The 24,043-nt window shown below is 64.7% G+C and carries 24 protein-coding genes; 9 read left to right on the top strand and 15 right to left on the bottom strand.

The window, feature by feature from the left end; all coding sequences use genetic code 11:
* Positions 1-47 precede the first annotated feature (47 nt).
* Positions 48-917 carry a beta/gamma crystallin family protein gene (locus AC4BCN_RS07740; protein ID WP_338681052.1) on the bottom strand — a complete coding sequence of 290 codons (870 nt, stop codon included), beginning with the start codon at positions 915-917 and terminating at the stop codon, positions 48-50.
* 179 nt (positions 918-1,096) lie between these two features.
* A complete protein-coding gene (locus AC4BCN_RS07735) occupies positions 1,097-1,762 on the bottom strand; it encodes a beta/gamma-crystallin (RefSeq protein WP_490492944.1) in 666 nt (221 codons plus the stop codon).
* Between the two features lie 189 nt (positions 1,763-1,951).
* On the opposite strand from AC4BCN_RS07735, the gene AC4BCN_RS07730 reads away from it, so the two are divergent.
* The 3 genes from AC4BCN_RS07730 (at position 1,952) to AC4BCN_RS07720 (ending at position 6,602) form a co-directional block, all read left to right on the top strand.
* Positions 1,952-3,346, top strand: a complete 1,395-nt coding sequence (locus AC4BCN_RS07730) for an MATE family efflux transporter (protein WP_490492943.1) — start codon at positions 1,952-1,954, stop codon at positions 3,344-3,346.
* Between the two features lie 17 nt (positions 3,347-3,363).
* Positions 3,364-4,203 carry a PhzF family phenazine biosynthesis protein gene (locus AC4BCN_RS07725; protein WP_490492942.1) on the top strand — a complete coding sequence of 280 codons (840 nt, stop codon included), beginning with the start codon at positions 3,364-3,366 and terminating at the stop codon, positions 4,201-4,203.
* Positions 4,204-4,394: 191 nt separating this feature from the next.
* Positions 4,395-6,602: a S9 family peptidase gene (locus tag AC4BCN_RS07720; protein ID WP_490492941.1), complete on the top strand. Its 2,208-nt coding sequence runs from the start codon at positions 4,395-4,397 to the stop codon at positions 6,600-6,602.
* 70 nt (positions 6,603-6,672) lie between these two features.
* Here AC4BCN_RS07720 and AC4BCN_RS07715 read toward each other — a convergent pair whose 3' ends face one another.
* The 3 genes from AC4BCN_RS07715 to AC4BCN_RS07705 all read right to left on the bottom strand — a co-directional run bounded on the left by AC4BCN_RS07715 (position 6,673) and on the right by AC4BCN_RS07705 (position 9,833).
* A complete protein-coding gene (locus AC4BCN_RS07715; RefSeq protein WP_034759763.1) occupies positions 6,673-6,858 on the bottom strand; it encodes a CsbD family protein in 186 nt (61 codons plus the stop codon).
* A 175-nt stretch (positions 6,859-7,033) separates the two neighbouring features.
* On the bottom strand, positions 7,034-7,678 hold the full coding sequence (locus AC4BCN_RS07710; RefSeq protein WP_490492940.1) for a class I SAM-dependent methyltransferase: 645 nt from the start codon (positions 7,676-7,678) through the stop codon (positions 7,034-7,036).
* Between the two features lie 70 nt (positions 7,679-7,748).
* Positions 7,749-9,833: a M13 family metallopeptidase gene (locus AC4BCN_RS07705; protein WP_490492939.1), complete on the bottom strand. Its 2,085-nt coding sequence runs from the start codon at positions 9,831-9,833 to the stop codon at positions 7,749-7,751.
* 245 nt (positions 9,834-10,078) lie between these two features.
* Between AC4BCN_RS07705 and AC4BCN_RS07700 the strand changes: the two genes are divergently transcribed.
* A complete protein-coding gene (locus tag AC4BCN_RS07700; RefSeq protein WP_058051172.1) occupies positions 10,079-10,375 on the top strand; it encodes a flagellar protein FliT in 297 nt (98 codons plus the stop codon).
* A gap of 416 nt (positions 10,376-10,791) precedes the next feature.
* Here the strand turns inward: AC4BCN_RS07700 and AC4BCN_RS07695 are convergent, their stop codons facing one another.
* Positions 10,792-11,922, bottom strand: a complete 1,131-nt coding sequence (locus AC4BCN_RS07695) for a type IV pilus assembly protein FimV (protein ID WP_490492938.1) — start codon at positions 11,920-11,922, stop codon at positions 10,792-10,794.
* A 172-nt stretch (positions 11,923-12,094) separates the two neighbouring features.
* On the opposite strand from AC4BCN_RS07695, the gene fumC reads away from it, so the two are divergent.
* The 3 genes from fumC (at position 12,095) to AC4BCN_RS07680 (ending at position 14,216) form a co-directional block, all read left to right on the top strand.
* Positions 12,095-13,489, top strand: coding sequence for a class II fumarate hydratase (gene fumC, locus AC4BCN_RS07690; RefSeq protein WP_490492937.1), 1,395 nt, complete (start codon positions 12,095-12,097; stop codon positions 13,487-13,489).
* A 95-nt stretch (positions 13,490-13,584) separates the two neighbouring features.
* On the top strand, positions 13,585-13,806 hold the full coding sequence (locus tag AC4BCN_RS07685; RefSeq protein ID WP_035825476.1) for an RNA-binding S4 domain-containing protein: 222 nt from the start codon (positions 13,585-13,587) through the stop codon (positions 13,804-13,806).
* A 125-nt stretch (positions 13,807-13,931) separates the two neighbouring features.
* Positions 13,932-14,216 (top strand): hypothetical protein, encoded by a 285-nt coding sequence (locus AC4BCN_RS07680; RefSeq protein WP_034759786.1) that lies wholly within the window; start codon positions 13,932-13,934, stop codon positions 14,214-14,216.
* A 4-nt stretch (positions 14,217-14,220) separates the two neighbouring features.
* On the opposite strand, the gene bufB is transcribed toward AC4BCN_RS07680, so the two are convergent.
* From bufB to AC4BCN_RS07640, 8 genes are all read right to left on the bottom strand, one after another.
* The gene (gene bufB / locus AC4BCN_RS07675; protein ID WP_490492936.1) at positions 14,221-15,849 is read right to left on the bottom strand and encodes an MNIO family bufferin maturase; all 1,629 of its coding nucleotides are present in this window, start codon (positions 15,847-15,849) and stop codon (positions 14,221-14,223) included.
* A gap of 17 nt (positions 15,850-15,866) precedes the next feature.
* Entirely contained in the window at positions 15,867-16,169 is a 303-nt protein-coding gene (locus AC4BCN_RS07670) for a BufA1 family periplasmic bufferin-type metallophore (RefSeq protein ID WP_128140330.1), read from the bottom strand.
* A gap of 264 nt (positions 16,170-16,433) precedes the next feature.
* Positions 16,434-16,634: a YjfB family protein gene (locus AC4BCN_RS07665; protein WP_086141004.1), complete on the bottom strand. Its 201-nt coding sequence runs from the start codon at positions 16,632-16,634 to the stop codon at positions 16,434-16,436.
* Between the two features lie 57 nt (positions 16,635-16,691).
* Positions 16,692-17,228 carry a molybdopterin-guanine dinucleotide biosynthesis protein B gene (mobB, locus tag AC4BCN_RS07660; protein WP_128140331.1) on the bottom strand — a complete coding sequence of 179 codons (537 nt, stop codon included), beginning with the start codon at positions 17,226-17,228 and terminating at the stop codon, positions 16,692-16,694.
* A gap of 94 nt (positions 17,229-17,322) precedes the next feature.
* A complete protein-coding gene (locus AC4BCN_RS07655; protein WP_490492935.1) occupies positions 17,323-18,807 on the bottom strand; it encodes an alkaline phosphatase family protein in 1,485 nt (494 codons plus the stop codon).
* A gap of 100 nt (positions 18,808-18,907) precedes the next feature.
* Complete coding sequence (locus tag AC4BCN_RS07650) at positions 18,908-19,576, bottom strand: general secretion pathway protein GspB (protein ID WP_490492934.1); 669 nt, start codon at positions 19,574-19,576, stop codon at positions 18,908-18,910.
* 1 nt (position 19,577) lies between these two features.
* On the bottom strand, positions 19,578-21,212 hold the full coding sequence (locus tag AC4BCN_RS07645; protein ID WP_490492933.1) for an ExeA family protein: 1,635 nt from the start codon (positions 21,210-21,212) through the stop codon (positions 19,578-19,580).
* Positions 21,213-21,263: 51 nt separating this feature from the next.
* On the bottom strand, positions 21,264-21,788 hold the full coding sequence (locus AC4BCN_RS07640; RefSeq protein WP_139090270.1) for a hypothetical protein: 525 nt from the start codon (positions 21,786-21,788) through the stop codon (positions 21,264-21,266).
* A 414-nt stretch (positions 21,789-22,202) separates the two neighbouring features.
* Between AC4BCN_RS07640 and AC4BCN_RS07635 the strand changes: the two genes are divergently transcribed.
* Positions 22,203-22,481, top strand: coding sequence for a hypothetical protein (locus AC4BCN_RS07635; RefSeq protein ID WP_490492932.1), 279 nt, complete (start codon positions 22,203-22,205; stop codon positions 22,479-22,481).
* Positions 22,482-22,532: 51 nt separating this feature from the next.
* On the opposite strand, the gene AC4BCN_RS07630 is transcribed toward AC4BCN_RS07635, so the two are convergent.
* Positions 22,533-22,820, bottom strand: coding sequence for a hypothetical protein (locus AC4BCN_RS07630; RefSeq protein ID WP_034759823.1), 288 nt, complete (start codon positions 22,818-22,820; stop codon positions 22,533-22,535).
* A 348-nt stretch (positions 22,821-23,168) separates the two neighbouring features.
* Here AC4BCN_RS07630 and AC4BCN_RS07625 point away from each other — a divergent pair, with 348 nt between their 5' ends.
* The gene (locus tag AC4BCN_RS07625) at positions 23,169-24,041 is read left to right on the top strand and encodes a glucosamine kinase nucleotide-binding domain-containing protein (protein ID WP_490492931.1); all 873 of its coding nucleotides are present in this window, start codon (positions 23,169-23,171) and stop codon (positions 24,039-24,041) included.
* Positions 24,042-24,043 lie beyond the last annotated feature (2 nt).

Genomic DNA, 24,043 nt, shown 5'->3' with positions numbered 1-24,043 from the left:
TGCCATTGTAACAAGTGCCAGCCTGCGGGGAAGGTCCGGTCGCGCTTTCAGTACAGGCGGCGCAGCGAGGAAATGCGCTTGTCGAGCGCCGTGTCCAGCACTTCATACTTGCCCGGCCCCATGCGCTCGCAGGTGCCGTTGAACTGCGAGTTCGTGCAGACTTCCCAGGTGCCTTCGTTGATGGCGATGGATTCGGCCTGGTCGTTGAAGTTCAGGAGCACCAGGTCACTGACGTCGCGGTTCACCTGCAGCCCCCGCCCCTTGAGGAACGCGCGGCCATACAGCACCACCAGGCCCTCGTCATTTTGCGGACGGTTCTCCTCGCGCGGATCGACCAGGCGCGCCGATGACACGCGCCCATTCAGGCTGCCCAGGTCATCGTGGCTGCCAGGCCCGAATACGCGGCAGCTGCCATGGTAGTTGGAATCGCTGCACAGCTGCCAGTAGCCGTACTCGACGCGCGCGCTGCTGGCGCGGTCGTTGAAGCCGATGTCGACCAGGTCGTCGCGGTCCGCATTCACGCCGGCCGACGCGCCGCGCTGGCCGCCGCCGGCGTACAGCTCCAGCGCCGCGCGGCGTCCACCGCTACCGCTGCCCTGCCCGCCGCCGATTTCGCGCACGGATGAAATTTTATCGTTCATGCCCGGCATCGAGCGGTAGTCGCCCCTTTCCAGGGTCTTGCAATCTCCCTTGAAATCGCCATGCGTGCACACTTCCCAGCTGCCCGATTCAACCTGGATGCTCGAGACGGTGTCATTGAAATTGACGCGCGACAGGTCGTCCGTCGTATCGCGCAAGACCACGACCCTTCCCTTGAAATTGTCATCGGTGTACAGGCGGATCTCGCCGGCCTGCGCCGCGAGATGGACAAACAGCGAACTGGCACACAGCAGAGCAAAGGCGAACGGGCGATTCATGAGAAGGTCTCCGGTGGCGGCAAAGGCAAGTGATCGACATGACAACTGATGTCAGTGTAGCCATCCGTAGAAAAAACGGTGTAACAAAGTATGGGAAAAGCACAATAAATTGTTACCAAAAGCAATAGCCGGCCCTGCGCGAACCGGTTATTGCAATTTGAGATACTAACTGACCCGCATCAGCGCACTTCGCGCACCGACGAGATACGGTTGCTCATGCGCTCCAGGCTCGCGTACTCGCCCGGTTCCAAGGTGCGGCAGCGGCCACGGAAGCCCACGTCCTCGCACACTTCCCAATAGCCGGAGCGCACGCGCACGCTTTGCACCGTGTCGTTGAAGTCGCGCTCGCGCAAGTCGGCTGAAGCGTTGCGCACGCTCAAGCTGCGGCCAGCGAAATCGTCGCGCGTGTAAAAGGTCAGTTCGCCGCCCAGCGAGCGCCCTGGCAAATGGCCGTGCTCCCGGTCACGTTCCCAGCGGCCGTCCCGGTCTCGCCCACGGTCACGATCGCGGCCCGGATGACCATCCCAGCCGCCGCGCACTTCGCGCAGCGACGTGATTTTGTTGGCACGGTCGTCGAGCGACGGATACTCGCCCGCCTCGAGCAGGAAGCAATCGCCGCGGAAATCGGCTTCCTCGCACGCTTCCCAGCGGCCCGAGCGCACGCGGATGCTTTGCGTCGTGTCGTTGAAACGGACGTCTTCGAGGTCGGCGACGGCATCGCGCACGGTCTGCGAGCGGCCGTGATAATCGTCGCGCGAATACAGGGTCAGTTCGCCGGCGCCGGCCAGCTCGGCCGTCATGGCGACGCCCAGCAACAGGGCGCAGTTCAAGGCTTGTCTCAACATGGTCTTGCTCCATAGTCAGGGTACTGCGGTTGACTATTTGGTCATTTTGCCAAATAGAGCGCGCAGTCTATCCGCGACTGGCCCATTTAGCTGTAACAAATGATTACCGTGCCCGAGCGCCCGGGGCGCCACGGCGGACAAGCAGGGCGAATGCCGGTAGAATCTTGTGTTTAGTCAAGCTTTCCACCCATGCCACACACTACCTCGTTCACCCTGCCCGCCATCCGCACTGAAGTCTCGTCGCTGTGGAAGCTGGCCTGGCCCATCCTGATCGGCCAGCTGGCCACCGTCGGCATGGGCGCGGCCGACGTGGCGATGACGGGCCACACGAATCCCGAGGAACTGGCGGCCGTGTCGCTGGGCGCGGCCATCTGGTCCATCGTGCTCGTCACCGTGAGCGGCATCATGATGGCGATCAATACCCTGGTGGCGCATGAAATCGGCGCCGCGCGCCACGACCGGGTGCCGCACATCGTGCGCCAGTCGCTGTGGAAGGCGCTGCTCGTGGGACTGGTCGCCTGTCTGCTGACGAACATGGCGGCGCTCGTGTTCGACCATCTGATGCTCGAACCGGCCGTCGCAGCCAAGGCCAAGCTGTTCGTGCACATCATCAGCTGCGCGCTGCCGCCGTTCGCCGCCTACCGCGCGCTGTACGGCTACAGCACCAGCATCAACCAGACCAAGCCCGTGATGGTGATCGCGCTGGCCGCGCTGGCGCTGAACATTTTCGTCAACTACCTGCTGATCTACGGCCACTGGGGCATGCCGAAACTCGGCGGCGTGGGCTGCGCCGTGGCCACCACCTGCTGCGTGTGGATGATGCTGCTGGCCATGCTGGCCTGGATCAGGATCGCGCCCGCCTACCGCGCCACGTATCCATTCACGCACTGGGAATGGCCCGAGCTGTCATCCATCGGCCCCATGCTGCGCCTGGGCCTGCCCATCGGCGTCACCTACTTTGCCGAAGTAAGCGCCTTTGGCGTCATCAGCCTGCTGGTGGCCCGCTTCGGCGTGATCCAGGTATCGGCGCACCAGATTGCCCTGAATTTCTCGTCCGTCGTCTTCATGGTGCCGCTCACGTTCGGCATCGCGCTGGTCACGCGCGTGGGCCATGCCGTTGGTGAAGCCAATTTGCGCAAGGCCCGCTTCATTTCGTGGGTGGGCGTGGCCATGTCGCTGACGGCGGCCATCGTCTCGGCCGCCGTCATCACCATCTTCCGCCACCAGATCGCGCAAGCCTACACGTCGGACCCGCAGGTGCAGGCGCTGTGCGCGCAGCTGCTGCTGTTTGCCGCCCTGTTCCAGCTGTCCGACGCGACGCAGGTGGCCACGTCCTGCGCCATCCGCGGCTACAAGGTGACGCGCCAGCCGATGCTGATCCAGCTGCTGGCCTTCTGGGGCTTCTCGCTGCCGATCGGCTACGTGCTGGGCCTCGCGCCGCAAGGCTTCATCTGGTCGCCGGCCGAGCCGATGGCCGCCGCCGGTTTCTGGATCGGCCTCGTCACTGGCTTGACGGTGGCCGCCGTGCTGCTGACCTGGTATCTGAACCGGCTGTCGCTGCAGCGCCTGCGCGAAGCGCCCTAACTTTCAAGGAATCCGCCATGCCCCAGCCACGCCCCTTCAAGCAGGTCGATGTCTTCAGCAAGGTGCCGTTCATGGGCAATCCGCTGGCCGTCGTGCTCGACGCCGATGGCCTCGATACCGCGCAGATGCAGGCGATCGCGCGCTGGACGGGCCTGTCGGAAACCACCTTCGTGCTGGCGCCGCGCGACCCCGCTGCCGACTACCGCGTGCGGATTTTTTCGCCCGAGATGGAATTCCCGTTCGCCGGCCACCCGACCCTGGGCACGGCGCACGCCCTGCTCGACTCTGGCATGCAGCCGAAAGACGCGCGCATCGTGCAGGAATGCGGCGTCGGCCTCGTGCAGATCGAGCGGCAGGCGGGCGGCGTGCTGGCGTTCCAGGCGCCGACGTGCACCACGCGCGCGCTCGACCCGGCGCTGCTGCCGCTGCTGCAAACCGCGCTGGCCGGTGCGCCAGCCGCTGCCGGCACCGTCGTCGACATGGGCATCCGCTGGTTGTGCGTGCCGCTGGCAAGCGCCGCCGCCTGCCTGGCCGTGCGCGCCGACATCGCCGCGCTGACGGCCTTGCTGGCCGCAGCCGGAGCGGACGGCCTGGCGCTGTACGGCCCGCACGCTGCGGGCGGGCCAGCCGATTACGAAGTGCGCGCGCTGCTCAGCGAGCATGGCGCACTGGTGGAAGACCCCGTCACGGGCAGCGCCAACGCCTGCATCGCGCAGTTGCTGGCAGGCGGCGACTACACTGTCCGCCAAGGCACCTGCCTGCAGCGCGACGGCCGCGTGTCCGTCAGCTTCCGCGATGGCCAAGCCTGGATAGGCGGCGCCTGCCTGACCATCGTCGCGGGGTCGATATTGGCCTGAACCGCGTAAAGCGCCATGGAATGGGTGGCGCTTGGATATTTTTCACGAAGGAAATACGGCAGGCAAGGCCATATTCCGTGGCCGGGGCTATCGCATAAAGAGGCACGCTCTGGTATCGTCTTACGCTTAGGCAATGCTCAACTTCGCCTATGCATGCAGTGCCCTTCATCCTTCCAACTACCGAGACATCCATGCGTTTTATTCTTTGTTTTCTGGCCGCGATGGCCAGCGTTCCCGCATCGGCTGAAAAGCTGACCCTGGAACGCATCCACGCCGATCCGGCGCTGGCCGGCCCCGGCGTGCGCAACCTGAAGGTCTCGCCCGATGGCGAGCGCGTCACGTTCCTGCGCGGCCGCGCCGACAACCAGTTCCAGCTCGACCTGTGGGAATTCAAGCTGAAGGACAAGAGCACGCACCGCCTCGTCGACTCGAAGGCGCTGGTGCCGAATGAAACGATTTCGCCCGAAGAGCAGGCGCGCCGCGAACGCGAGCGCACGGCCAGCCTGAACGGCATTCTCAGCTACAGCTGGTCGCCCGATGGCAAGCAGCTGCTGGTGCCGCTGGCCGGCAATCTGTACCTGGTCGACGCGGCCCATCCGGACAAGGCGCGCCTGGTCGCCAAGGGCAATGTGCTCGATCCGAAAATCTCGCCGAAAGGCCGCTACGTCTCGTTCGTGCGCGACCAGAACATCTATGTGATCGACCTGAAGTCGGGCCAGGAACGCCAGCTGACCACCGATGGCAAGGGCACGATACGCAACGGCGAAGCCGAATTCGTGGCGCAGGAAGAAATGGGCCAGCGCACCGGCTACTACTGGGCCCCGGACGATTCCGCCATCGCCTACAAACGCTATGACGAAGCGCCGGTCCCCGTCGTGCGCCGCTTTGAAATCTTCGCCGACCGCACGGACGTCGTCGAGCAGCGCTACCCTGCCGCCGGTGACCCGAACGTGCTGGTGCAGCTGCTGATCGTCTCGCCGGAAACGGGCGCGCAGCGCCAGGTGGAGCTGGGCACGAACCCGGACATCTACCTGGTGCGCGCCGACTGGAGCGCGGACAGCAAGTCGCTCGTGTACCAGCGCCAGTCGCGCGACCAGAAGACCCTCGACCTGGTCGCCGTCGATGCAAGCACGCTGGCACAGCGCGCCTTGCTGACGGAAACGTCAAAGACCTGGGTCAGCATCCATGACGACCTGCGCTTCCTCTCGAACGGCACCTTCCTGTGGTCGTCCGAGCGCACGGGCCGCAATCACCTGTATTTGTACGACATGAGCGGCAAGCTGCTGCACCCGGTCACGTCCGGCGCATGGGGCATCGACAGCGTGCTGGCCGTGAACCAGAAAACCGGCAAGGTGTTTGTCGCGTCGAACCGCGACGCCGTGATCGACAAGCAGACCTACGCGCTGGCGCTCGACGGCAGCACGGCCGACAAGCCGCAGCGCGTGACGAAAGCCGATGGCTGGCACGACACGACGTTCTCGCGCAATGGCGAGGTCTTCGTCGACACGTATTCCGACCCGGCCACGCCGCCGCAGGTGAGCATCCGCCGTCCTGACGGCGCGATGGTGGGCTGGCTGGAAGAAAACGCGCTGAACGCGAGCCACCCGTACGCAAAATACAAGGCGGACCACCTGCCGACCGAGTACGGCACCCTGAAGGCCAACGATGGCCAGACGCTGTATTACTCCATCGTCAAGCCGTCGAACTTCGACGCAAGCAAACGCTACCCCGTCTACCTGTCGACGTATGGCGGCCCGCACTCGCAGCACGTGGCTCGCCGCTGGGGCAACAACTTCGACCAGTACATGGCGCAGCAGGGCTTTGTCGTCTTCCGCCTCGATAACCGCGGTTCGTCGCGCCGCGAGCGCGCGTTCACGGACGCCATCTACCACAACCTGGGCGCGGCCGAAGTGGCCGACCAACTGGTGGGCATCGACTGGCTGGGCAAGCAAAGCTTCGTCGATGCCAAACGCATCGGCGTGTTCGGTTGGAGCTACGGCGGCTTCATGACCCTGCGCCTGCTGTCGGCAGCGTCCGACAAGATCGCCATGGGCGTCTCGGTGGCACCCGTCACCGACTGGTCGCTGTACGACACCCACTACACGGAGCAATTCCTCGGCATGCCGAAGGAAAACGTCGATGGCTACAAGGCCAGCACGGTGTTCGCCCACCTCGACGGCCTGAAGTCGCCGCTGCTGCTGGTGCACGGCATGGCTGACGACAACGTCTTGTTCAGCAACAGCACGCGCCTGATCGACGCGCTCGTGAACCGCGGCGTGCAATTCGACCTGATGACGTATCCGGGCGCCAAGCACGGCATCTCGTCGCGCGCGGGCCAGCGCCACGTGTACAAGAAGATCGAGATGTTCTTCAAGCAGAACCTGGGCGTAGCGAAGTAAAGCGCGCCCACACATGAAAACCGCCGCCTGTCTCGCGACAGGCGGCGGTTTTTTTTATGCGTGCGTCAGATTACGGTTTGCGCGTGACGGTCTCGACCGCATCTTTCACGTCGCCGACCTTCTTCTGCACTTTGCCTTCGACCTGGTTTGCCAGGCCCTTGGCTTGCTGTTCTTCGCTGCCGACGACCTTGCCAGCGGCTTCCTGGATTTTACCGCCGACTTCCTTCAGTTTACCTTCGACTTGATCTTTGTTCATGATGGATCCTCACTGTAGTTGGTACATCTGTTGTCCGGCGCCGAAGGGCCGGTACTGCGGCTCACACGCCGTTGCAAACTGCTTGCTGCGTGTCGATGTGCCCATACTACGCTTGAGGTCGGAAAAACTATGTACGGTCCCTAACACATGCCAAAAATCAGCTAATGACGCGAAATCAGCCCGCTTTGCGCCATACCGTCGCCAGCCAAGGCTGCTGCTCGCGCGGCAAGCCGGGCGGGCGGTAGTACTGCTCGACCAGGCTGAATCCGGCCGCCTGCACGTACGCGGCCCATGTCGCTTCGTCGTGGTAGCTGCCGTAGCGCGCGCCGTTCCAGCCTTCCTGGTTCTGCCCGCGCGGATTCGAGCTGAACAGCACGCCGCCCGGTTTCAGGCACGCGTACAAGGCGCGCAGCACGCCGGGCAGGACGGCGCTGGGCACGTGGAACAGCACGGCATTCGCGAACACGCCGTCGAACTGCGCAGCAGGCAAGTCGAGGTCGACGAAATCCTGCTGCCATACGGTGCAGCCGCTGTAGGCGCGCGCCATCTCGACGAAGCGGGGGCAGCCGTCGACACCGGTGGCGTGGTGGCCCATGGCCGTGAACGCTTTCAGGTCGCGGCCCGGGCCGCAGCCGAGGTCGAGAATCTCCACAGGCGCCGGGCGGCCGATGGCGTTCAGCAGCGCGCTGATGTTCTGGCTGACGTCGTGGTCGCGCGTGCCTTCGAAAAACTGCTCGGCGCTGGCGTCGTAATGGGCCAGCGTGCGTTCGGTGATGGCGTGGATGGGGTCTTGCTGATCTTGCGGTGGGGTCGGCTTCATGGCGGTCCTGTCGATATGTTCCGCCATTTTACGGTGCCGGCGCGCTGCGTGCCGGCACCGTCACCATTTGCTACCAGACGCGCACGCGCTGTTCCGGCGCCAGGTACAGCTGCTGCCCCGGCTTGACGTCGAAGGCCGGGTACCAGGCGTCGAGGTTGCGCACGGTGGCGGCGCGGTATTGCGCCGGCGCATGGCCATCCGTGAGGATTTGCTGGCGCGCCGCCGCTTCGCGCGCCTTGCTGCGCCAGCTGACGCCGTAACCGGTGAAGAAGTCGCGGTCCGCGCCCGGCTGCGCCGGCTTGCCCTGCTGCGACAGGGTGAACGCATCATGCGCGGCCGCCACGCCGGCCAGGTCGGCCAGGTTTTCGCTCAGGGTCAGCTGGCCATTCACGGCCAGGTCGGGGAACGGCTTGTAGGCCGCGAACTGCGCCACCAATTGCTTCGAGGCCGACTGGAAATGCGCCAGGTCGGCTGGCGTCCACCAGTCGCGCAGCTTGCCCTGGGCGTCGAACTGGGCGCCCTGATCGTCAAAACTGTGGCTGATCTCGTGGCCGATGGTGGCGCCGATGCCGCCATAGTTGGCCGCGTCGGACGCCGCCGGATCGAAGAACGGCGGCTGCAGGATGGCGGCCGGGAAGTTCAGCGCATTTTGCAGCGGCAGGTTGACGGCGTTGACGAGCTGCGCCGGCATGGCCCAGGCCTTGCGGTCGGGAGACTGGCCCAGCTTGGCAAGCTCCTGCTGGTAATGGAACTGCTCCGCCCGCTGCACATTGCCCAGCGCATCGCCGCGCACCACGCGCAAGCCCGCATAATTCTCCCAGCGTTCCGGATAGCCGACGCCCACGTACAGGGTCTTGAGTTTTTCCTGCGCCTGCGCCTTGGTGGCCGGCGCCATCCAGTCCAGCTTGTCGATGCGGCGCGAGAAGGCGGCGACGATATTCGTCACCATGTCCTGCACGCGCGCTTTCGATTCAGGCGGGAAATAGCGTTCCACGTACAGCTTGCCGACGGCGTCGCTGAGGGCCGCATTCGTCGCGGCCAGCGCGCGCTTGCTGCGCGGCGACTGCTGCGGCGTGCCGCTCAGGGCGCTGCCATAGAAGGCAAAGCGCTGGTCGGCGGCCGCCTTCGGCAAGGTCGTGCTGAAATGGTTGATCGCGTGGAAGGCCAGAAAATCCTTCCAGGTGGCCAGCGGCACGCTACCCACCAGGGCCGCGCTGCCCGTCATGGCCGTCGGATGCCAGACGATGAAATCCGTCTGCTGGCCCAGGCCAGCCGCCTGGAAGAAGGCTTTCCAGTCCAGCCCAGGCGCCTTGCTGGCGAAGTCGGCGGCGCGCCACGCGTTATTGCCCTTGGCGACATCGGCCGAATCCTCGCGGCTGGCGTGGCTGGCGGCAATTTGCTGCTCCAGCGCAAACACGCGCGCGGCGCGGGCCGGCGCATCGCTGTAGCCGGCCTGCTTGAGCATGGCGGCGATATGCGCCTGATAGCCCGTGCGCAAGCCCTGCATGCGGGCGTTGTCGCTCTGGTAAAAGGCGCGGTCGGGCAAGCCCAGCCCGCCCTGCAGCAGATAGGCCACATTGCGCGTGGTGTCGTTCAAGTCTTGCGCCACCCACAGGCCGAACAGGTTTTCCGTATAAAAATTGGTGGCGTTGAGCGGGTCGACATCGGCGCGCAGGCTCTCGCCCAGCGCGCGGGCCAGTCCTGCCTGGTCGCGTATGCCATCGATCTTCTTCAGCAGCGGCTTGATCGGCGCCCAGCCTTTTGCCTCGATAGCCGCTTCATCGATCCAGGAACGGTAAAAATCGCTGACCTGGCGCGCGGAGGCATCGGCCTGCGGCACCGCCGCCAGGCCTTCGACGAGGGCGATGATGCGCTCGTTGGTGGCGTTGGCGAGGATGGCGAACGAACCCCAGCTGCTGCGGTCGGCGGGAATCTCCGTGCTGCGCAGCCAGTCGCCATTCACGTAGTCATAGAAATCGTCGCCGGGCAAGACAGCCGTGGGCGCCGCCATCGCGACGGCGGGACTGGCGGCCGCCTCCTGTGCATGCGCGTGGACAGCGCCCCCGGCCAGCGCGATGCAGGACAGGGCCAGCACCATGGCGCGCTTGCGCCAGGAAGCAGGGAAAGAGGAAGCGGCAGCAGTGACAACGCGCATGGTGATCCTTTCAGGCAAAGTAACGACAGTAGTGTGCAAAATCATAACGCGTTTTGAGGCGCCGCAACACGCTCCCCTGCCACCACGACGCCAGCAGGCAATGCGGCTTGACGGGCGACTCCGGCAGCAGCCAAGCAATCATCTAAATTATTTTCACTTTTTTTCCAAAAATACCCTCAAGTTCCCCTTGGAGCTGCCGTTAATCTGGACAAGCGGTAATCCATTCACTAGTTACGGGTGTGCTCATGACCTCCAACGACGTTCTCTCGATGTACGAAAATATTGCAGGAATGACCAATAAAATGGTCGTGGCCGCACGTTCGAGCGACTGGGATGGCTTGGATACCCTGGAAAACCAGTGCGCCAGCGCCGCCAGCGCGACCATGACGGGCAAGGTGCCCGCCCTGGCCGGTGCCTCGCGCCTGCGCAAGATCGACTTGCTCAAGCAAATCTTGGCCAATGACCGCGAAATCCGCGCCATCACGGAACCATGGATGACGCAGTTGCCGAACGCCATGCAGGGTTCGCGCGCACGCATGTAAGTCTAGCCGCACCAGAAACGACAAAAGCACCCGCGGGTGCTTTTTTTACGTCTGCCGCCATGCCAGCGAGCGCGCCATCTGCGGCACCCGGAAAGCAAGGAGGGGGAATTGGGAAGGCGAGCCCCAGGTATCTCCTGGCGTCGCCTCGCTGCCGGTTGCATCCGGCGTTCGCGAGCACATCGTCGGCATCGCGAACCGCTTCCAGACCCAGGCGTTTATGCAACGCTACACCTGTTTGCCGCGCCACGCTATCGTTGGTGACTGCGCCAGGCTGGGGCTGTTTTGTCGTAGAGCAAGTCCACTGAATTCATCATAGCACCATCTTTGAAAAACAGGCAACGTGATTGGCCGGCGTTTCCATGTATTTTTTCAATATCTTTTTTTACATCAAATTTCGGCGCCGTCTTGCCATGTCTTTAACGCGAGAACGGCTCCGGTTCGGGCTCGGCCGCCCCACCTTCTTCCACGGCTTCCGTCAGCACGGGCACATCCTTCTTTTTGCGGCTAAACGGCTTGCGCAGCAAGACCCAGTATTTCGATGGCGCGCAGGACCCCGCCGCCTGCCTGCGCTTGCGCACGACATACACGATGACGGCCGTCAACAACAGAAAGAGCAAGGTGCCGATACCTAGCCACAACAGGCCGTTGCCGCCCGCCTTTTTGTCCTTGTCAGCGGCGGGCGCCGCATGCAGGGGCTTGGGCTTGGCATGGGGCACGTCCACTTCGACGGGCGCGGCGGCTGGCACAGCGGCAGCGGCGGGCAGAGCCAGCGCCTTTTGCAAGGCCCCGATCTTGCCCTCCAATTCGCCGAGCTTTGCATTCAGAGCCGTGTTTTTCTCATCCAGCGCCACGCACGCTTGCGCCTGCTCCATATCGGCTTGCGGCGCGCAAGCGGCCACGGGCGCCGTGGCGCGGCGCGGCGGTGCCGGGCGCTGCTGCACCGTAGCCGCCGGCGTGGGCGCSGCCGGMGGCGGAWSGAACACGCGCGGCGGGCGCACGAGACCCTCGGCGCGCGCGCGGGCCGCCAGCGCGGCGGCGTCGGGCGACGGCGCGACGGGTACAGGACGTGGTAACGGCAACGGCGCTGGCACGGGCGCCTGAACGGCAGGCCGGACTGGCGCACTGACGGGAGCGGCAGCGGGCGGCGCCGGCGTCAGCCACAGGGTGCCCAGGCGCACGACGGCGCCGCTGCCATTGCCCAGCAATAAATACAGATGCACGTGGCCCGCCTGGATCGCTTGCCGGGTGCTCACGCGCACATAGCGGCGCCCACCGCGTTCCAGCGGGCTGATCGTCAACGTCTGCAGGGCCGGGTCCATGCCGATGCCGCCACCGCGGTACACATCGGGCGAGGCCAGGCGCACGGCCACGCCGTTGGTCTCCTCGGGCGCCAGGGCAGTCAGTTCGATCTCGGCCAGCAGGGGCTGGCCCACATGCGACAGCACGGCCATCTCGCCCAGTTCGGCCGCGCCCACCACAGGCGGCAAGGCCAGGCTGGCGGCGGCGCACGCGATCAAAGACCAACGGGGAAGGATGCTGCTCTGCATGGACTGATCGCTTTGATAACAGGATAAATAATCGGGACTCGCCTGTCTTTAACGGCAGGAAATCGCAAAAATATAGATGGCCCCGGGTAAAAATGATGCAATACAGCATCATCCTGTGTCTTTTTGACGCCTGGAGTACACTCGATCCACCTCTATCGATGAAAGGGATGTCATGAGTAGCAGAACCGAACGCGACAGTTTCGGCCCGATCGACGTACCCGCCGACCGGCTGTGGGGAGCGCAAACGCAGCGCTCGCTCGAGCACTTCCATATCTCCACGGAAAAGATGCCGCCTGAACTGATCGCCGCCCTGGCCACCGTCAAGCGCGCGGCCGCCCACGTCAACCTGGACCTGGGATTATTGGATGGCAAGAAAGCCGTTGCCATCACGCAGGCGGCCGACGAAGTACTGGCCGGCAAGCACGACGCGGAATTCCCGCTGGCCGTCTGGCAGACGGGCTCTGGCACGCAAAGCAATATGAACATGAACGAAGTGCTGGCCAACCGCGGTTCCGAGCTGATCGGCGGCTTGCGGGGCGCCGAGCGCCTGCTGCACCCGAATGACGACGTCAACCTGGGCCAGTCCTCGAACGACATCTTCCCGACCGCCATCCACGTGGCCGCCGCCCTGGCCGTCGCCAACACGGTCTTGCCGCCGCTGCGCCAGCTGCGCGCCACCCTGGATGCGAAGGCGACGGAATTTGCCGACATCGTCAAGATCGGTCGCACCCATTTGCAGGATGCGACGCCGCTGACCCTGGGCCAGGAATTTTCCGGCTACGTGGCGCAGCTGGACTTCGCCGAACACATCATCACGGCATCGCTGCCGCCGCTGCTGCAACTGGCCGCCGGCGGCACGGCCGTCGGCACGGGCTTGAATGCCCACGTGGAATTTGCCGGCCGCATCGCGCAAGAACTGGCGCGCCTGACGGGCCAGCCGTTCGAAACGGCAAGCAACAAGTTTGCCGCGCTGGCCGCCCACGACGCCCTCGTCGCCGCCCACGGCGCACTGAAAACCCTGGCCACGGCCCTGATGAAAATCGCCAACGACGTGCGCTGGATGGCGTCCGGCCCCCGCTCCGGCCTCGGCGAAATCACGATCCCCGAAAACGAGCCGGGCAGCTCCATCATGCCGGGCAAGGTCAATCCTACCCAGTGCGAAGCGCTGACCATGCTGTGCTGCCAGGTGTTCGGCAACGACGTGGCCATCACGGTGGGCGGCGCCTCGGGCAATTTCGAGCTGAACGTCTTCAAGCCCTTGATTGCACACAACTTCCTGCAAAGCGCGCGCCTGCTGGGCGACGGCATGCGCAGTTTCGACGAGCATTGCGCGCACGGCATCGCGCCGAACCGCGCACGCATCGCCGAACTGATGGAGCGTTCCCTGATGCTGGTCACGGCGCTGGCGCCGCATATCGGCTACGACAAGGCGGCGCAAATCGCCAAGCAGGCCCAGCACGAAGGCACGACCTTGAAGGAAGCGGCGCTGGCCCTGGGCTTTGTAACGGAAGAGCAATTCAGTGCGTGGATCGTGCCCCTGGAGATGACGCGCCCCAACAAAAGCTGACTTCCACCCTGCATTGCTGGCGGCTTCAGGTAAACTACGAGTTAGTTGAGGTCGTCATCAAGTGTTGAAAACACATCATTGCAATAAGGGATACAATGCAAAAAGTAAGCTTTGATTTAACATCCGAGTTCGTCGAGCTGAACCAGCTGTTGAAGCTGGTCGGCTTGTGCGACAGCGGTGGCGCAGGCAAGGTCATGGTCGATAGCGGCGTGGTGAAGGTCGATGGCAAGAAGGAATTGCGCAAGACCGCCAAGATCCGCGCCGGCCAGGTCGTCAGCGTGGGCGATATCCGTATCACGGTCGTCGCTCCAGTCTGACCCCGGCATGGGGCGCGAAAGCGGCCCCATCCGTCCAGCCAGCACCCCGCCAGCCGGCTGCCTGCATCAAGCTGCAAACACGTCGTTATTGCCAGATAAAATATCGATTGCAGAAGGGGAGCGCCATGGACCATCCCGAACAAGGTACGCGCAGCCAGGAACGCCTGATCGGCGACTTGCGCCAGGTCATAGAAAACGCGGAAGAATTGCTGCGTAACACAGACAAATACACCAGCAGCCTGTACCAGAGCGCGCGCGCCAGGCTGGAACTGGCCCTCGTCGCGGCCACTGCCGAGCTGGCCCGCTTTGAAGAAGAGCAAGTGACGCGCATGATGGACGCCACCCTGGCCGCGAATGCCCTGTATCGCGATCAGACGGGCGAAGCGCGCCTGCTGCGGGCCTTCGAATAAACCGTTACGCCGTCAACACCGCATGCGCCAGCCACTGGCGCAAGTGTGCGGCCAAGTCGAATGCCGGGTCCAGCGCGAATGCCGCATCGAGCGCGGCGCCAAACGCCTGTCCCTGCCGCAAGGCCAGCAAGGCCGCATGCGCCGCCGCATCGAGTACCAGCACCTGCGCCTTCCAGCGCGACCGGCATACGAGCGCCCAGCTGGCCACCTGCATATCTTGCGGAAACATCCCCTGCCCTTCACCTTCCTGATGCGCCTGCCACAGGGCCGCCACTTGCCAGTTCGATGCGAGCAAGGCGCAAGCGGGATGCAAGGCAAAACAGCGCGTTTCCAATTGATCGGGATGCAGGGCGGCCAGCGACTCGGGCGCCAGGCCCTGAGCATCGGCCGCGTAGTGGGCCAGGTGCAAGGCCCACTCCAGGCGCGCCATGTCCGGCAGGTAGGGCAAGTCGGCCACGGGCGGGAACGCGGCGAGAAAGTCGGCGAAACGCGCGCCAAACTGATTCAAATCGGCGCTATCGGATGGCATCTTCCGGCCATACGCGCGCGCCAGTCCGCCAAAGAATGCCTCGCCCACCAGCGCCAGCACGACGGGATAGACGTGGCCCAGGGTGCGGCGCCAGGTGGCGCTCAAGCTGCCGCGATACAGGCGATAACGCTGCGGCACCGATTCTCCCGCGAGCGATGGCAGGGCTGCCGCGGTATCGAGCAAGGCCGTGGCAAACACTTGCTGGCCGGCTGTCAGCGCGTCAAGCGACGCGGGCGGCGGGGACGGCGGGGACAGCAGCGCCGCTCCCTGCCATGGTGGCTGCGGCGCATGGCGCGCCAGCATGGCCTGCGCCTTGTCCGCCTCGCCCAGCAAGACATCGAGGGCGGGCAAGTGCGTATCCCATTCGACGAGGGTGGGAATGGCGCCAAAGCGCAGCAAGGCGGCCGCATACAAGTCCCAGACGGGCTCGGCCACGGCGGCGCCATGGTGGTCGACCACGGCGTGCGGCGTCAGCAGATGGCCGCCCAGGTGCAGTTCGCCCACGCTGCCCGGCGCGATGGATTGCATCGCAAGCATGGCGTCCTCGCCGTGGTTGCACTGGTTCACATACAGGTTATTGATATCGAGCAGCAATCCACAGCCGCTGCGGCGCGCCAGCTCCGCCAGGAATTGCGCCTCGCTCATGGCATCGTCGGCAAAACGCAGGTAAGTAGAGACATTCTCCAGCAAGATCGGCCTTTTCAGCACATCCTGCACCCGCCCCACTCTGGCGCACAGCAAATCGAGGGCGGCGCCATTCAAGGCCAGCGGCAACAGATCGTTGAGTTGCTGCTGCGCTACGGCGCCCCAGCACAGGTGTTCCGACACGAGGGTCGGCTCGATGCGCTCGACCACGGCGCGCACGCGCTGCAGGTGCGCTTCCAAAAAGCCGTGTGCGGAGCCCAGGCCCAGGCCCACGCCATGCAGGCTGATCGGGTAATCCTCGCGCAGGGTCTGCAGCACGTGCCAGTCCCAGCCGGACGGCTGCAGATAGTTTTCAGTGTGCACTTCCAGCCAGCCCACCCTGGGCCGGCGCGCCAGAAAATCGCGGTAATGCGCGGCGCGCAGGCCGACGCCGGCAAGCGTCTGGATGGGCGGCGGCATGGGCGGGCGGCGGGTGCTTACGGCTGCGTGGCCGGTTTGGCAGCCTTGCCGGCCTTGATGGGCTTGACGGAGCCGCCCGCCTGTTCGCACGTGCCCTTGGCAACATAGGCCCATTCGGTAGGCAGGTTGTCCGCCTCGGCCTGACCCGCGCAGGAATGCGCGCCATCGGACGAAGCGCAATCGTTCTGCCCCGCCTTGGCCACGCCATAGCATTTTTCCTTGTCGCCAGGGGCCGGACCGTCGTGCGCGGCCGCGTTGATGGTGGCGCCGGCACAGATGCCCGCGAGGGCAGCGGCGATGAGAGCTTGACGTTTATTCATGGGATTCCTCTTGCTGGGTCAAAGTAATCGGTAAGTAATTATTCAGTCACGGCACGCCCCGGCTGCACCATGAGCAACACGAGGTGATGGACGCCATTCTACTGAATCGGCCGTGCCATGGCGAACCATGTTCAATCAGTCAAGCTGGCAGTGATGGGAAGGAAGACGGAAGGAAGACAGACAAAAACGCCCACGCGCCACCGTCGATGACGGTGGTGTGGGCGTAGATAGCGCGAGCGCCAAGCGGGCGCCGCAGGACTGCGCTCAGGCAGTCGTATTGATGCGGTTGCCGAGGTGAGCCGGCAGGCTAGGTGCCGCCTGCACCGGTGGCAGCGCTGCCAGCAAGGCAGTGGCAGTCGAGCTTTGGATATCCTGGGCTTTTTTCAGGACAGTCAAGCCGACGGCTTGCCGCGTGCCTGTCTCCGCCATCGTGGTTGACAGTTGAGCAATGCTTCCGACGTCCATACGTTTCTCCAATGAGGTTCTACCCTTGTTAACGGATGCCGCCGGCAAACCTTTAGCTTATTTTTCCAGCTTATTTTCCAACTGCAGCAGCAGCCAGGCCAGCACGTGCTCGCGCGCATTCAAGTCCAGCCATTGCACGCCCTCGCGCAGGTCGGCCGGCGCCGGACTGTCGGAGGCGACGGCGATCACATGCGGGTCATGCGGATACAGGGGTGCCTGCCCCACTTCCGGGCGGAACACTTCCAGCTTGGGGATGGGGTCCGTCTTGAAACCCTCCACCAAGGTCAGGTCAGCCGATCCCATGCGGGCTAGTTGCTGCGCCAGGCTCGGCTCGGGCGCGCCGCGCAGCTCGTGCACGATGGCAAAACGGTACGGCGACGCCACCAGCACTTCCGCCGCCCCCGCCATGCGCAGGCGGGCGCTGTCCTTTTGCGGCGGCTCCAGCGCCAGGTCATGGTGGCTGTGCTTGACCAGGTTGACGCGCAAGCCGCGCGCCGCCAGTTCCTTCACCACAAATTCCAGCAGGGTCGTCTTGCCGCTACCGGAACGGCCGATCACACCGAGTACCGGGTGGGCGGGCATCGCATCGTGCATGGTCACTCCTTGATTGAGAAGGAATGATTATACGCAGCCCCACGGGCGCGACCGCCGGCGCCGGCCCCGCGCATTGCCCGAGTCACCGCCCAGGTCAAGCGGCACAGGGTTTTCCGCCATTCACGGTACCGGCGGGCGCCGTCTTGCCGCCCTGCCGCCGGCGCCTGCCCGCCGGCTTCGGCGCTGTCGCGCCCGCCGTTTTGCCCGCTGTTTTACTCGCCGTTTTACTATTGCCCGCCTGCGCATTTCTGGCCGTGCGGGCCAATTGCCGGTGGGCGGCGATCGCGCCCGCCTCGGCATCGGACTGGAACGGTACGGCGGCAGCGGCGGCCACCTCGCCATCAGGCTGGCAAGCGGGCGCCAGCGGCGTAAAGTCCTGCGCCCGCACATCCGCTTCCCATGCGGCGCGCTGCGCCAGCACAGCAGCGGGTACGGCGGGCGCCGCGCGCGCTTGCGCCAGGGTCAGCACGACCCCCAGGCCGCTGGCGGCCGCCACGCGCGCGCCCATCTGGGGCAAAGCGCCATCGGCGCTGCGGCAAAAGCGCTGCAGAATGGTTTTGATGATCGACGTGTGGTCGTATACCTCGTGGCTGACGCTGCCCGGTGCGATCAGCGGCGACACGAGCAGCATGGGCACGCGCACGCCATACTGGCGAAACGCGGGATCGTCATCGATGGCGGGGCCAGGTGGCACATGGTCGAAAAAGCCACCGTGCTCGTCATAGCTGAGGATGAGCAAGGTGCGCGCCCAGGCCGGCCCGCGCGACAGGGCCTGGTAGACCTGCGCCACGAACGCCTGGCCGGCGCGGATATCGCCCGGCGGGTGATCGTCACCCTCAAAAAAATGCGGATCGATCCAGCTGACCGAGGGCAAGGCGCCCGCCAGCGCATCGCCGATGAAGCCATAGCGGCGCGTGCTGGAACCGAACGGTTCGTACAGCTCGGACGAACGGTAATGGTCGTCCGTCAGCGCCAGGCTCCAGGGCTTCCAGGCGGAATAAAATTTCCAGCTGACCTGGGCGCGGTCGAGGTGGCGCACGAAGGATTTGTTCGTATACAGGGGCACGCGCTTGCTGTCGCGGCTGCCGGCCGCCTTGCCGCTGATGGCATACAGGCGGTTGGGCCAGGTGGCGCCAGGCACCGAACTGTAGCAGCGGTCGCAAACGCAGAACTGCTGCGCCAGGAAATCGTACATGGGCAAGTCGGCACCATTGTAGTAGCCCATTACCAGGCCGATGTCGGGATCGCCCGGATGCGTTTGCGCATAATCGCCGACAAAGCCGCCATTATTGTTTTGCAATTGCTGCGCCACCGACATGCCCGTATGCGACGGGTCTTGCTGCGGGCCAAAGGCCGTGCGCCGCAAATGGTGCACGGGGTAGCTCACGCCCGCATGCACGTTGGCATGGCCGGCCTGCAAACCGTCGATGTCGGCGCGCCCGCCTTCCAGGCTCAGGTAGCCGAGCATGTGATCGAACGATCGGTTTTCCATCATCAGCACGACGATATGGTCGATGCGCGCCAGGTTTCCCAGGCCATGCGCATCAAAAGCACCCTCACCCGCTGCGGCAGCAATCATCGGAACTCCCCGGCCGCGCACACGGTCGCAGCGACCCTGGTTCGACCAGGCCAGGCCAGTATGGTTCAGCTACTGTTACCCGGCCTTGATGCACAACAACTCAGTATGGCACGCGGTAGCGGTAGCCCTTGAAACTGAAGATGGCCGCCTTCGGCTGCAATTTTTCCAGCACGAGGCCCGGCGCCAGCTCCTCGCCTTCGTGGCGCAGGACCTTGTCGATCAGCAGCAGGCGGTCGGCCGGATTCTTCGAATAGATATAGCCGCCGATGGCGACCGGGGGAATCTGCCGCTGTATCGGCTCGGGCAAGTCGCGCATGCCGGGCACGGTTTCTTCGGCCGCGGCCGCCGGCGCAGGTACGGGCACGGCCGGCGCCGGAGCGGGGACTGGCGCCTCCGGCTTCGGTTCCGCCACGGGCTTGGCATGGTGCACGGGCGCGGCAGTGGCCGCTGGCGGCACGGGAACGGGCACGGCCACTGGCGCAGGGCCTGCTGGCGGGACGACTGCCGGCAGCGGCGCGGGCACGGCCTGGGCCAGCACGGCAGGAGCGGCCGCCGGCGCCGTGGCCGCTGCCTGCCAAGGCTGCCACAGCAGCAGCGCGACAGCCACGGCCACCGCCACGCCGCCCAGCGCCAGCCAGACGGGCGCGCGACTCGCGGCGCCCGATGCTGCGCCATCGTGCAACTGCACTTGCGGCGCGTGGATAGACGGCAACTCGCCCAGCTGGCGTTCGGCTTGCGATTTTTTCAGTGCTTCAAGTATGTAGGACATCTTATTTCCCCGCCACCATCGCCGTCGCAGCGGGCGCTGCCACGGCAGGAGCTGCACTGCTCAGGCGCGGCTCCGCGTTGTCACCGAGCTGCATCAGGCGTATATACGTTTTCGGGCCTGCCAGACCATCGGCCCGCAGGTTCTGGCTTTGCTGGAAAGCGCGCAGCTGACCTTGCATCTCGGCATCGAGCGGCAGATTGGCGGCCGGCGCCGGCAAGCCCCGCTGTTGCGCCAGGCGCTGCGCCAGCCAGTCCACGTCGGCACCGCGCGCGCCCAGCGGCACTTCATCGCGCCAGCTACGCGGGGCGCGCCAGAAGGTCGTGAAACTGCCATCGCTGCGCTGCGCCAGCTGGGCCAGCGGCAGGCTTTGCTGCTTGCCATCGAGCATCAAGGTGGCGCTCCCGTCCTGCACGCGCGTCAGCAGCGCCAGCTGTTCCCTGCCATCCGTATCGCGCAAGGCCAGCATGGCGGGACGGTCCAGCACGCGCAACTCGGCGATACCACCCCGGCTGTGCAGGCAGCGCAAGCCGGCGCGGGTGCCCGCCTGACAAGCATCGCCGGCCGGCAACTGCTCGCCCCACAGACTGGCCAGCTGGCGCAGCACGGCGTTGCGGTCCGGCACGCTGACTGGCGCGGGCGTGGATGCGGCGGCAGCCGCCACGGCCGAGGCGGCCGGTACTGAGGCGGCCACGACAGGCGCAGCAGGCACGGCGGACGGGCGCGGCATGAAATGCCAGGCCAGCGCGGCCGTGACCACGGCGCCGGCCAGCACGCCGCCCGCCACCTGCGGCCAGCGCAAGCCCCGTCCGGCAGCCGGCTTGCCCTCTTCCGCAAACACTTCCTCGGCGGCGCGGCGCAATATCTGGCGCGTCACTTGCGGCTGGTTTTCCACATAGGCGCCCAGCAGCGCGCGGTCGCACAGCAGGTTGATGCGGCGCGGCACGCCGTGGCTCATGGCGTGAATGTGCGCCATCAGTCGCGGCGCGAACGGCGTCTGCGCCGCGCAGCCGGCCACGGCCAGCCGATGGCGGATGTAGCTTGCCGTCTCGTCCGCCGTCAGCGAACCGAGGTGATAGCGGGCGATCACGCGCTGCGCCAGCTGCTCGAGTTCAGGCCGGGCCAGCATGGCGCGCAATTCCGGCTGGCCGATGAGGATAATCTGCAGCAACTTGCGCTCGCTCGTCTCCAGGTTCGTCAGCAAACGCAATTGTTCCAGCACGGCGGCGGACAGGTTTTGCGCTTCATCGATGATCAGCACATTGTTCTTGCCCTGCGCATGGCTGGCCAGCAAGTGCGCATTGATGGCGTCGACATAGCCTTTCACGCTGGCCACGCCGGGCGCCAGGGCGATACGGAATTCCTCGCAGATCGACAGCAGCAATTCCTCGACGGACAGTTTCGGATTGAAGATATACGCGAGCTGGCAGTTTTCCGGAATCTGTTCCATGAAGCAACGGCACACGGTGGTCTTGCCGGCGCCGATTTCGCCCGTCAGCAACACGAAGCCGCCGCCGCTGCCCACGCCATACAGCAAATGCGCCAGCGCTTCGCGGTGGCGTTCGCTCATGAACAGGTAGCGCGGATCGGGGGCGATCGAAAACGGCGATTGCTTGAGCTGGAAATAATGCGTGTACATGGAGACCCTGCGGATGAAACGATCAAAATGCGCGGCGGCAAGCCGATACCCTCATCGGGTGCGGGCGGGCGGCAACGGCTTGTATTTGGCGCAATAGACTTTCGCCTTGCTACGGAAGTAGACGATTTTACTGCCAGGCACGGAACCACGGACAGGAAAGGCGGAATTGTCGAGTTTATTGAAACGCAGGCCCGAGACGCCGCGAATGGCCGGCTCCAGCTTTTCCGGCGTCGAGTCCGCCACCACGCCCATGAAGACGAGGGGACTGGTATCGTCGCTGACAATCACGTCGGTAATCGGCGCGCCCCACAAGGTGGCGTCCGTGCGGAACCAGTAGGCGCCCCCTTCATGCTTGTAGGCGGGGCCGAAGGCTGTCAGCAGATACGCATAAAAGGCCTTGTTGTCGATCTGGTCGATGCACAGCACGGCATTGCCCACCACTTGCCCGAACGTGGACGGCGGCGGCTTTTGCTGCGCCAGCACGCCGGACACGGGCACGCCGCAGGCCAGCAGGGCGAACGCCGCCAGCAGGGCCGGCGCACGCCACGGGCGCATCAATGAACGGCGCACGCGCATGATCAGCGCTTGCGCTCTTCTTTCTTGACCTTCTTGGCTTCCTTCTTTTCCTTCATGGTCTTGGCCGGTTCCTTCTTGGCTTCTTTCTTGCTGTCCTGTGCCTTGCTCATCATCTACTCCATGCCTGGGCGGAAATGCCTGGGCCATTATGACACTCCCCCATGAAAATGCCACGTCATTTCCCCCATGCAATTGACACCGCCCGGCAAGTACGGGCAGCGCATGCGCTTATTTGCAAAAAGACGTTTGCATTTTTATTTTATTGTGTTTTAATACACGCAATTTATAAATAGATATCATTTCGGTGCGGCGTGACCAGCACGGAAACAAGCATACAAACTGGGGACAGGACATGGCCGGCATACGGCACGACCATGTGTAATCAACTTACAGCCCTCGGCGGAAACAGGCAATATGATGAGAACAATGATTTTGCTGGGCGCGGCCCTGTCGCTCTGGGCCGCTGGCAACGCGCATGCGGCAGGCACGCCGCCGCTTCAGATGGCCGCCTACCAGACGGCGCCCGCCACCCTCGCCACGCGGCTGGCCCATTTCCATTCGCCGGACGCCAGCCGGCGCGTCCCTGGCTCGCATGAACCGGGCCCGCATTCGCTGCTGCTGGTCACCATCATGCTGCTGAGCCTGCGCATGCGCGTCAGCAGCGCCACCAGCAGCGAAAAATTCAGCACCTGACGTGAAAACGGCCGCGCAAGGCGGCCGTTCCAGTCACACGTCAGCGCACGATCAGTGCAGGCACAGACGGCGGCGCGTCTTTTCGATCAGCGCCGCATCGTAGGGATACAGGTTCTCGATAAAGAACAATTCCGTTTCCGCTTCATCTTCCAGGCACATTTCGATCATGACCGGGCCATCGCTTTCGCGGCCCAGGAAATCCTTCGGCCAGCGGTTCTTGCGGTGCGTGCGCATCATTTCCATGCCCAGCGCGGCCAGTGGCGCCGACACACCGGCGGCCAGCGCCTCTTGCTGCCAGTCGTCCCAGTACTCGCTCTTTGCTGCCTTGTCGTTCATCATGCTCTTCCAACTCAGGTGTAAAAGGCGGACTTTACTCTTCATGGCGCCCCTTGCCAAGCATGCATACAAGCAATATCACACACCCAACAACAGACCAGTTGCAAAAAATTGGCATTAAACAAGGCCAATTTCAATACCATTCAACATCCACAAAAACTCCTTTAATAACAATAACTTGCCATCAAATCCTCGGGCATGGCGCGACGCCGCGCAACGCAATTATCAATACCACTTAAATACCTGTTGACAAGCCATCGGGGCGACAATATAGTGCCTTCAGCTTTTTCGCCGCCCGACAAATAAAAGAACCGAGACAGGCGCACTCAACCAAACGCGGGACTGCACACCATGATCGAATACATAATCGGCGTCGACGGCGGGGGAAGCGGTACCCGCGTACGCCTGGCGCGCCTCGACGGCCAGGAGCTGGCACAGGGACAAAGCGGCCCCTCCGGCCTGGGGCTGGGCATCGAACGGGCCTGGAGCTCCGTGGCGCATGCCGTCACCGCGGCCTTCCGCACGGCCGGCCTGGAGCAGCCGTCATTGCAGCGCATGGCCATCGGCCTGGGCCTGGCCGGCGTGCACAACAAGCAGTGGGCCGCCAGCTTCGTCGAACACAATCCCGGCTACGCCTTTGTGGCGCTGGAATCGGATGCCCTGACCACCTTGCTGGGCGCGCATGCGGGCCAGCCGGGCGCCATCGTTGCCATCGGCACGGGCAGCGTGGGCGAAGTGCTGCACGCGGACGGCAGCCGCCATGAAGTGGGCGGCTGGGGCTTCCCCTCCGGCGACGAGGCGGGCGGCGCCTGGATCGGCATGCGCGCCATCAACCATGCGCAGCAAGTGGTCGACGGGCGCGTGCCCGGCAGCGCCTTCGCCACGGCCGTCATCGACGCCTGCGGCGGCCAGCGCGACGCCATGCAAGTGTGGCTGGCCGAAGCCAGCCAGACCAATTTTGCGCAACTGGCACGGCTGGTGCTCGAACACGCGGCCAGCAATGCCGTGGCGCACACCATCCTGGTCGACGCGGGCCGGCAGATCGCGCTGATCGCCAGGGCGCTCGACCCGACCGGCGCCTTGCCCGTGGCCCTGTGCGGCGGCCTGGCGGCGCCCTTGTCGGGCTACCTGCCGACGGAACTGTTGAAACTGGTCGTGCCGGCACAGGGCGACTCGGCCGCAGGCGGTCTGCGCCTGATACGCAAGCACTTGCAGGAGCAATGACC

This window comes from Janthinobacterium sp. Bl 1, assembly GCF_058215535.1.
The sequence above is the reverse complement of the archived record's forward strand: the minus strand, read 5'-3'. Positions and strand labels throughout refer to the sequence as shown.

Bases quoted from the DNA above. Each gene is read 5' to 3' on its own strand.
- AC4BCN_RS07680 (WP_034759786.1), top strand. From the start codon at position 13,932: ATGGACCATCCCGAACAAGGTACGCGCAGCCAGGAACGCCTGATCGGC.
- AC4BCN_RS07715 (WP_034759763.1), bottom strand. From the start codon at position 6,858: ATGAACAAAGATCAAGTCGAAGGTAAACTGAAGGAAGTCGGCGGTAAA.
- AC4BCN_RS07705 (WP_490492939.1), bottom strand. From the start codon at position 9,833: ATGCGCGTTGTCACTGCTGCCGCTTCCTCTTTCCCTGCTTCCTGGCGC.
- AC4BCN_RS07735 (WP_490492944.1), bottom strand. From the start codon at position 1,762: ATGTTGAGACAAGCCTTGAACTGCGCCCTGTTGCTGGGCGTCGCCATG.
- AC4BCN_RS07645 (WP_490492933.1), bottom strand. From the start codon at position 21,212: ATGTACACGCATTATTTCCAGCTCAAGCAATCGCCGTTTTCGATCGCC.
- AC4BCN_RS07740 (WP_338681052.1), bottom strand. From the start codon at position 917: ATGAATCGCCCGTTCGCCTTTGCTCTGCTGTGTGCCAGTTCGCTGTTT.
- mobB (WP_128140331.1), bottom strand. From the start codon at position 17,228: ATGCACGATGCGATGCCCGCCCACCCGGTACTCGGTGTGATCGGCCGT.
- AC4BCN_RS07655 (WP_490492935.1), bottom strand. From the start codon at position 18,807: ATGATTGCTGCCGCAGCGGGTGAGGGTGCTTTTGATGCGCATGGCCTG.
- fumC (WP_490492937.1), top strand. From the start codon at position 12,095: ATGAGTAGCAGAACCGAACGCGACAGTTTCGGCCCGATCGACGTACCC.
- AC4BCN_RS07650 (WP_490492934.1), bottom strand. From the start codon at position 19,576: ATGTCCTACATACTTGAAGCACTGAAAAAATCGCAAGCCGAACGCCAG.
- AC4BCN_RS07685 (WP_035825476.1), top strand. From the start codon at position 13,585: ATGCAAAAAGTAAGCTTTGATTTAACATCCGAGTTCGTCGAGCTGAAC.
- AC4BCN_RS07635 (WP_490492932.1), top strand. From the start codon at position 22,203: ATGATGAGAACAATGATTTTGCTGGGCGCGGCCCTGTCGCTCTGGGCC.
- AC4BCN_RS07700 (WP_058051172.1), top strand. From the start codon at position 10,079: ATGACCTCCAACGACGTTCTCTCGATGTACGAAAATATTGCAGGAATG.
- AC4BCN_RS07665 (WP_086141004.1), bottom strand. From the start codon at position 16,634: ATGGACGTCGGAAGCATTGCTCAACTGTCAACCACGATGGCGGAGACA.
- AC4BCN_RS07730 (WP_490492943.1), top strand. From the start codon at position 1,952: ATGCCACACACTACCTCGTTCACCCTGCCCGCCATCCGCACTGAAGTC.
- AC4BCN_RS07710 (WP_490492940.1), bottom strand. From the start codon at position 7,678: ATGAAGCCGACCCCACCGCAAGATCAGCAAGACCCCATCCACGCCATC.
- AC4BCN_RS07670 (WP_128140330.1), bottom strand. From the start codon at position 16,169: ATGAATAAACGTCAAGCTCTCATCGCCGCTGCCCTCGCGGGCATCTGT.
- AC4BCN_RS07625 (WP_490492931.1), top strand. From the start codon at position 23,169: ATGATCGAATACATAATCGGCGTCGACGGCGGGGGAAGCGGTACCCGC.
- bufB (WP_490492936.1), bottom strand. From the start codon at position 15,849: ATGCCGCCGCCCATCCAGACGCTTGCCGGCGTCGGCCTGCGCGCCGCG.
- AC4BCN_RS07720 (WP_490492941.1), top strand. From the start codon at position 4,395: ATGCGTTTTATTCTTTGTTTTCTGGCCGCGATGGCCAGCGTTCCCGCA.
- AC4BCN_RS07725 (WP_490492942.1), top strand. From the start codon at position 3,364: ATGCCCCAGCCACGCCCCTTCAAGCAGGTCGATGTCTTCAGCAAGGTG.
- AC4BCN_RS07640 (WP_139090270.1), bottom strand. From the start codon at position 21,788: ATGCGCGTGCGCCGTTCATTGATGCGCCCGTGGCGTGCGCCGGCCCTG.
- AC4BCN_RS07630 (WP_034759823.1), bottom strand. From the start codon at position 22,820: ATGATGAACGACAAGGCAGCAAAGAGCGAGTACTGGGACGACTGGCAG.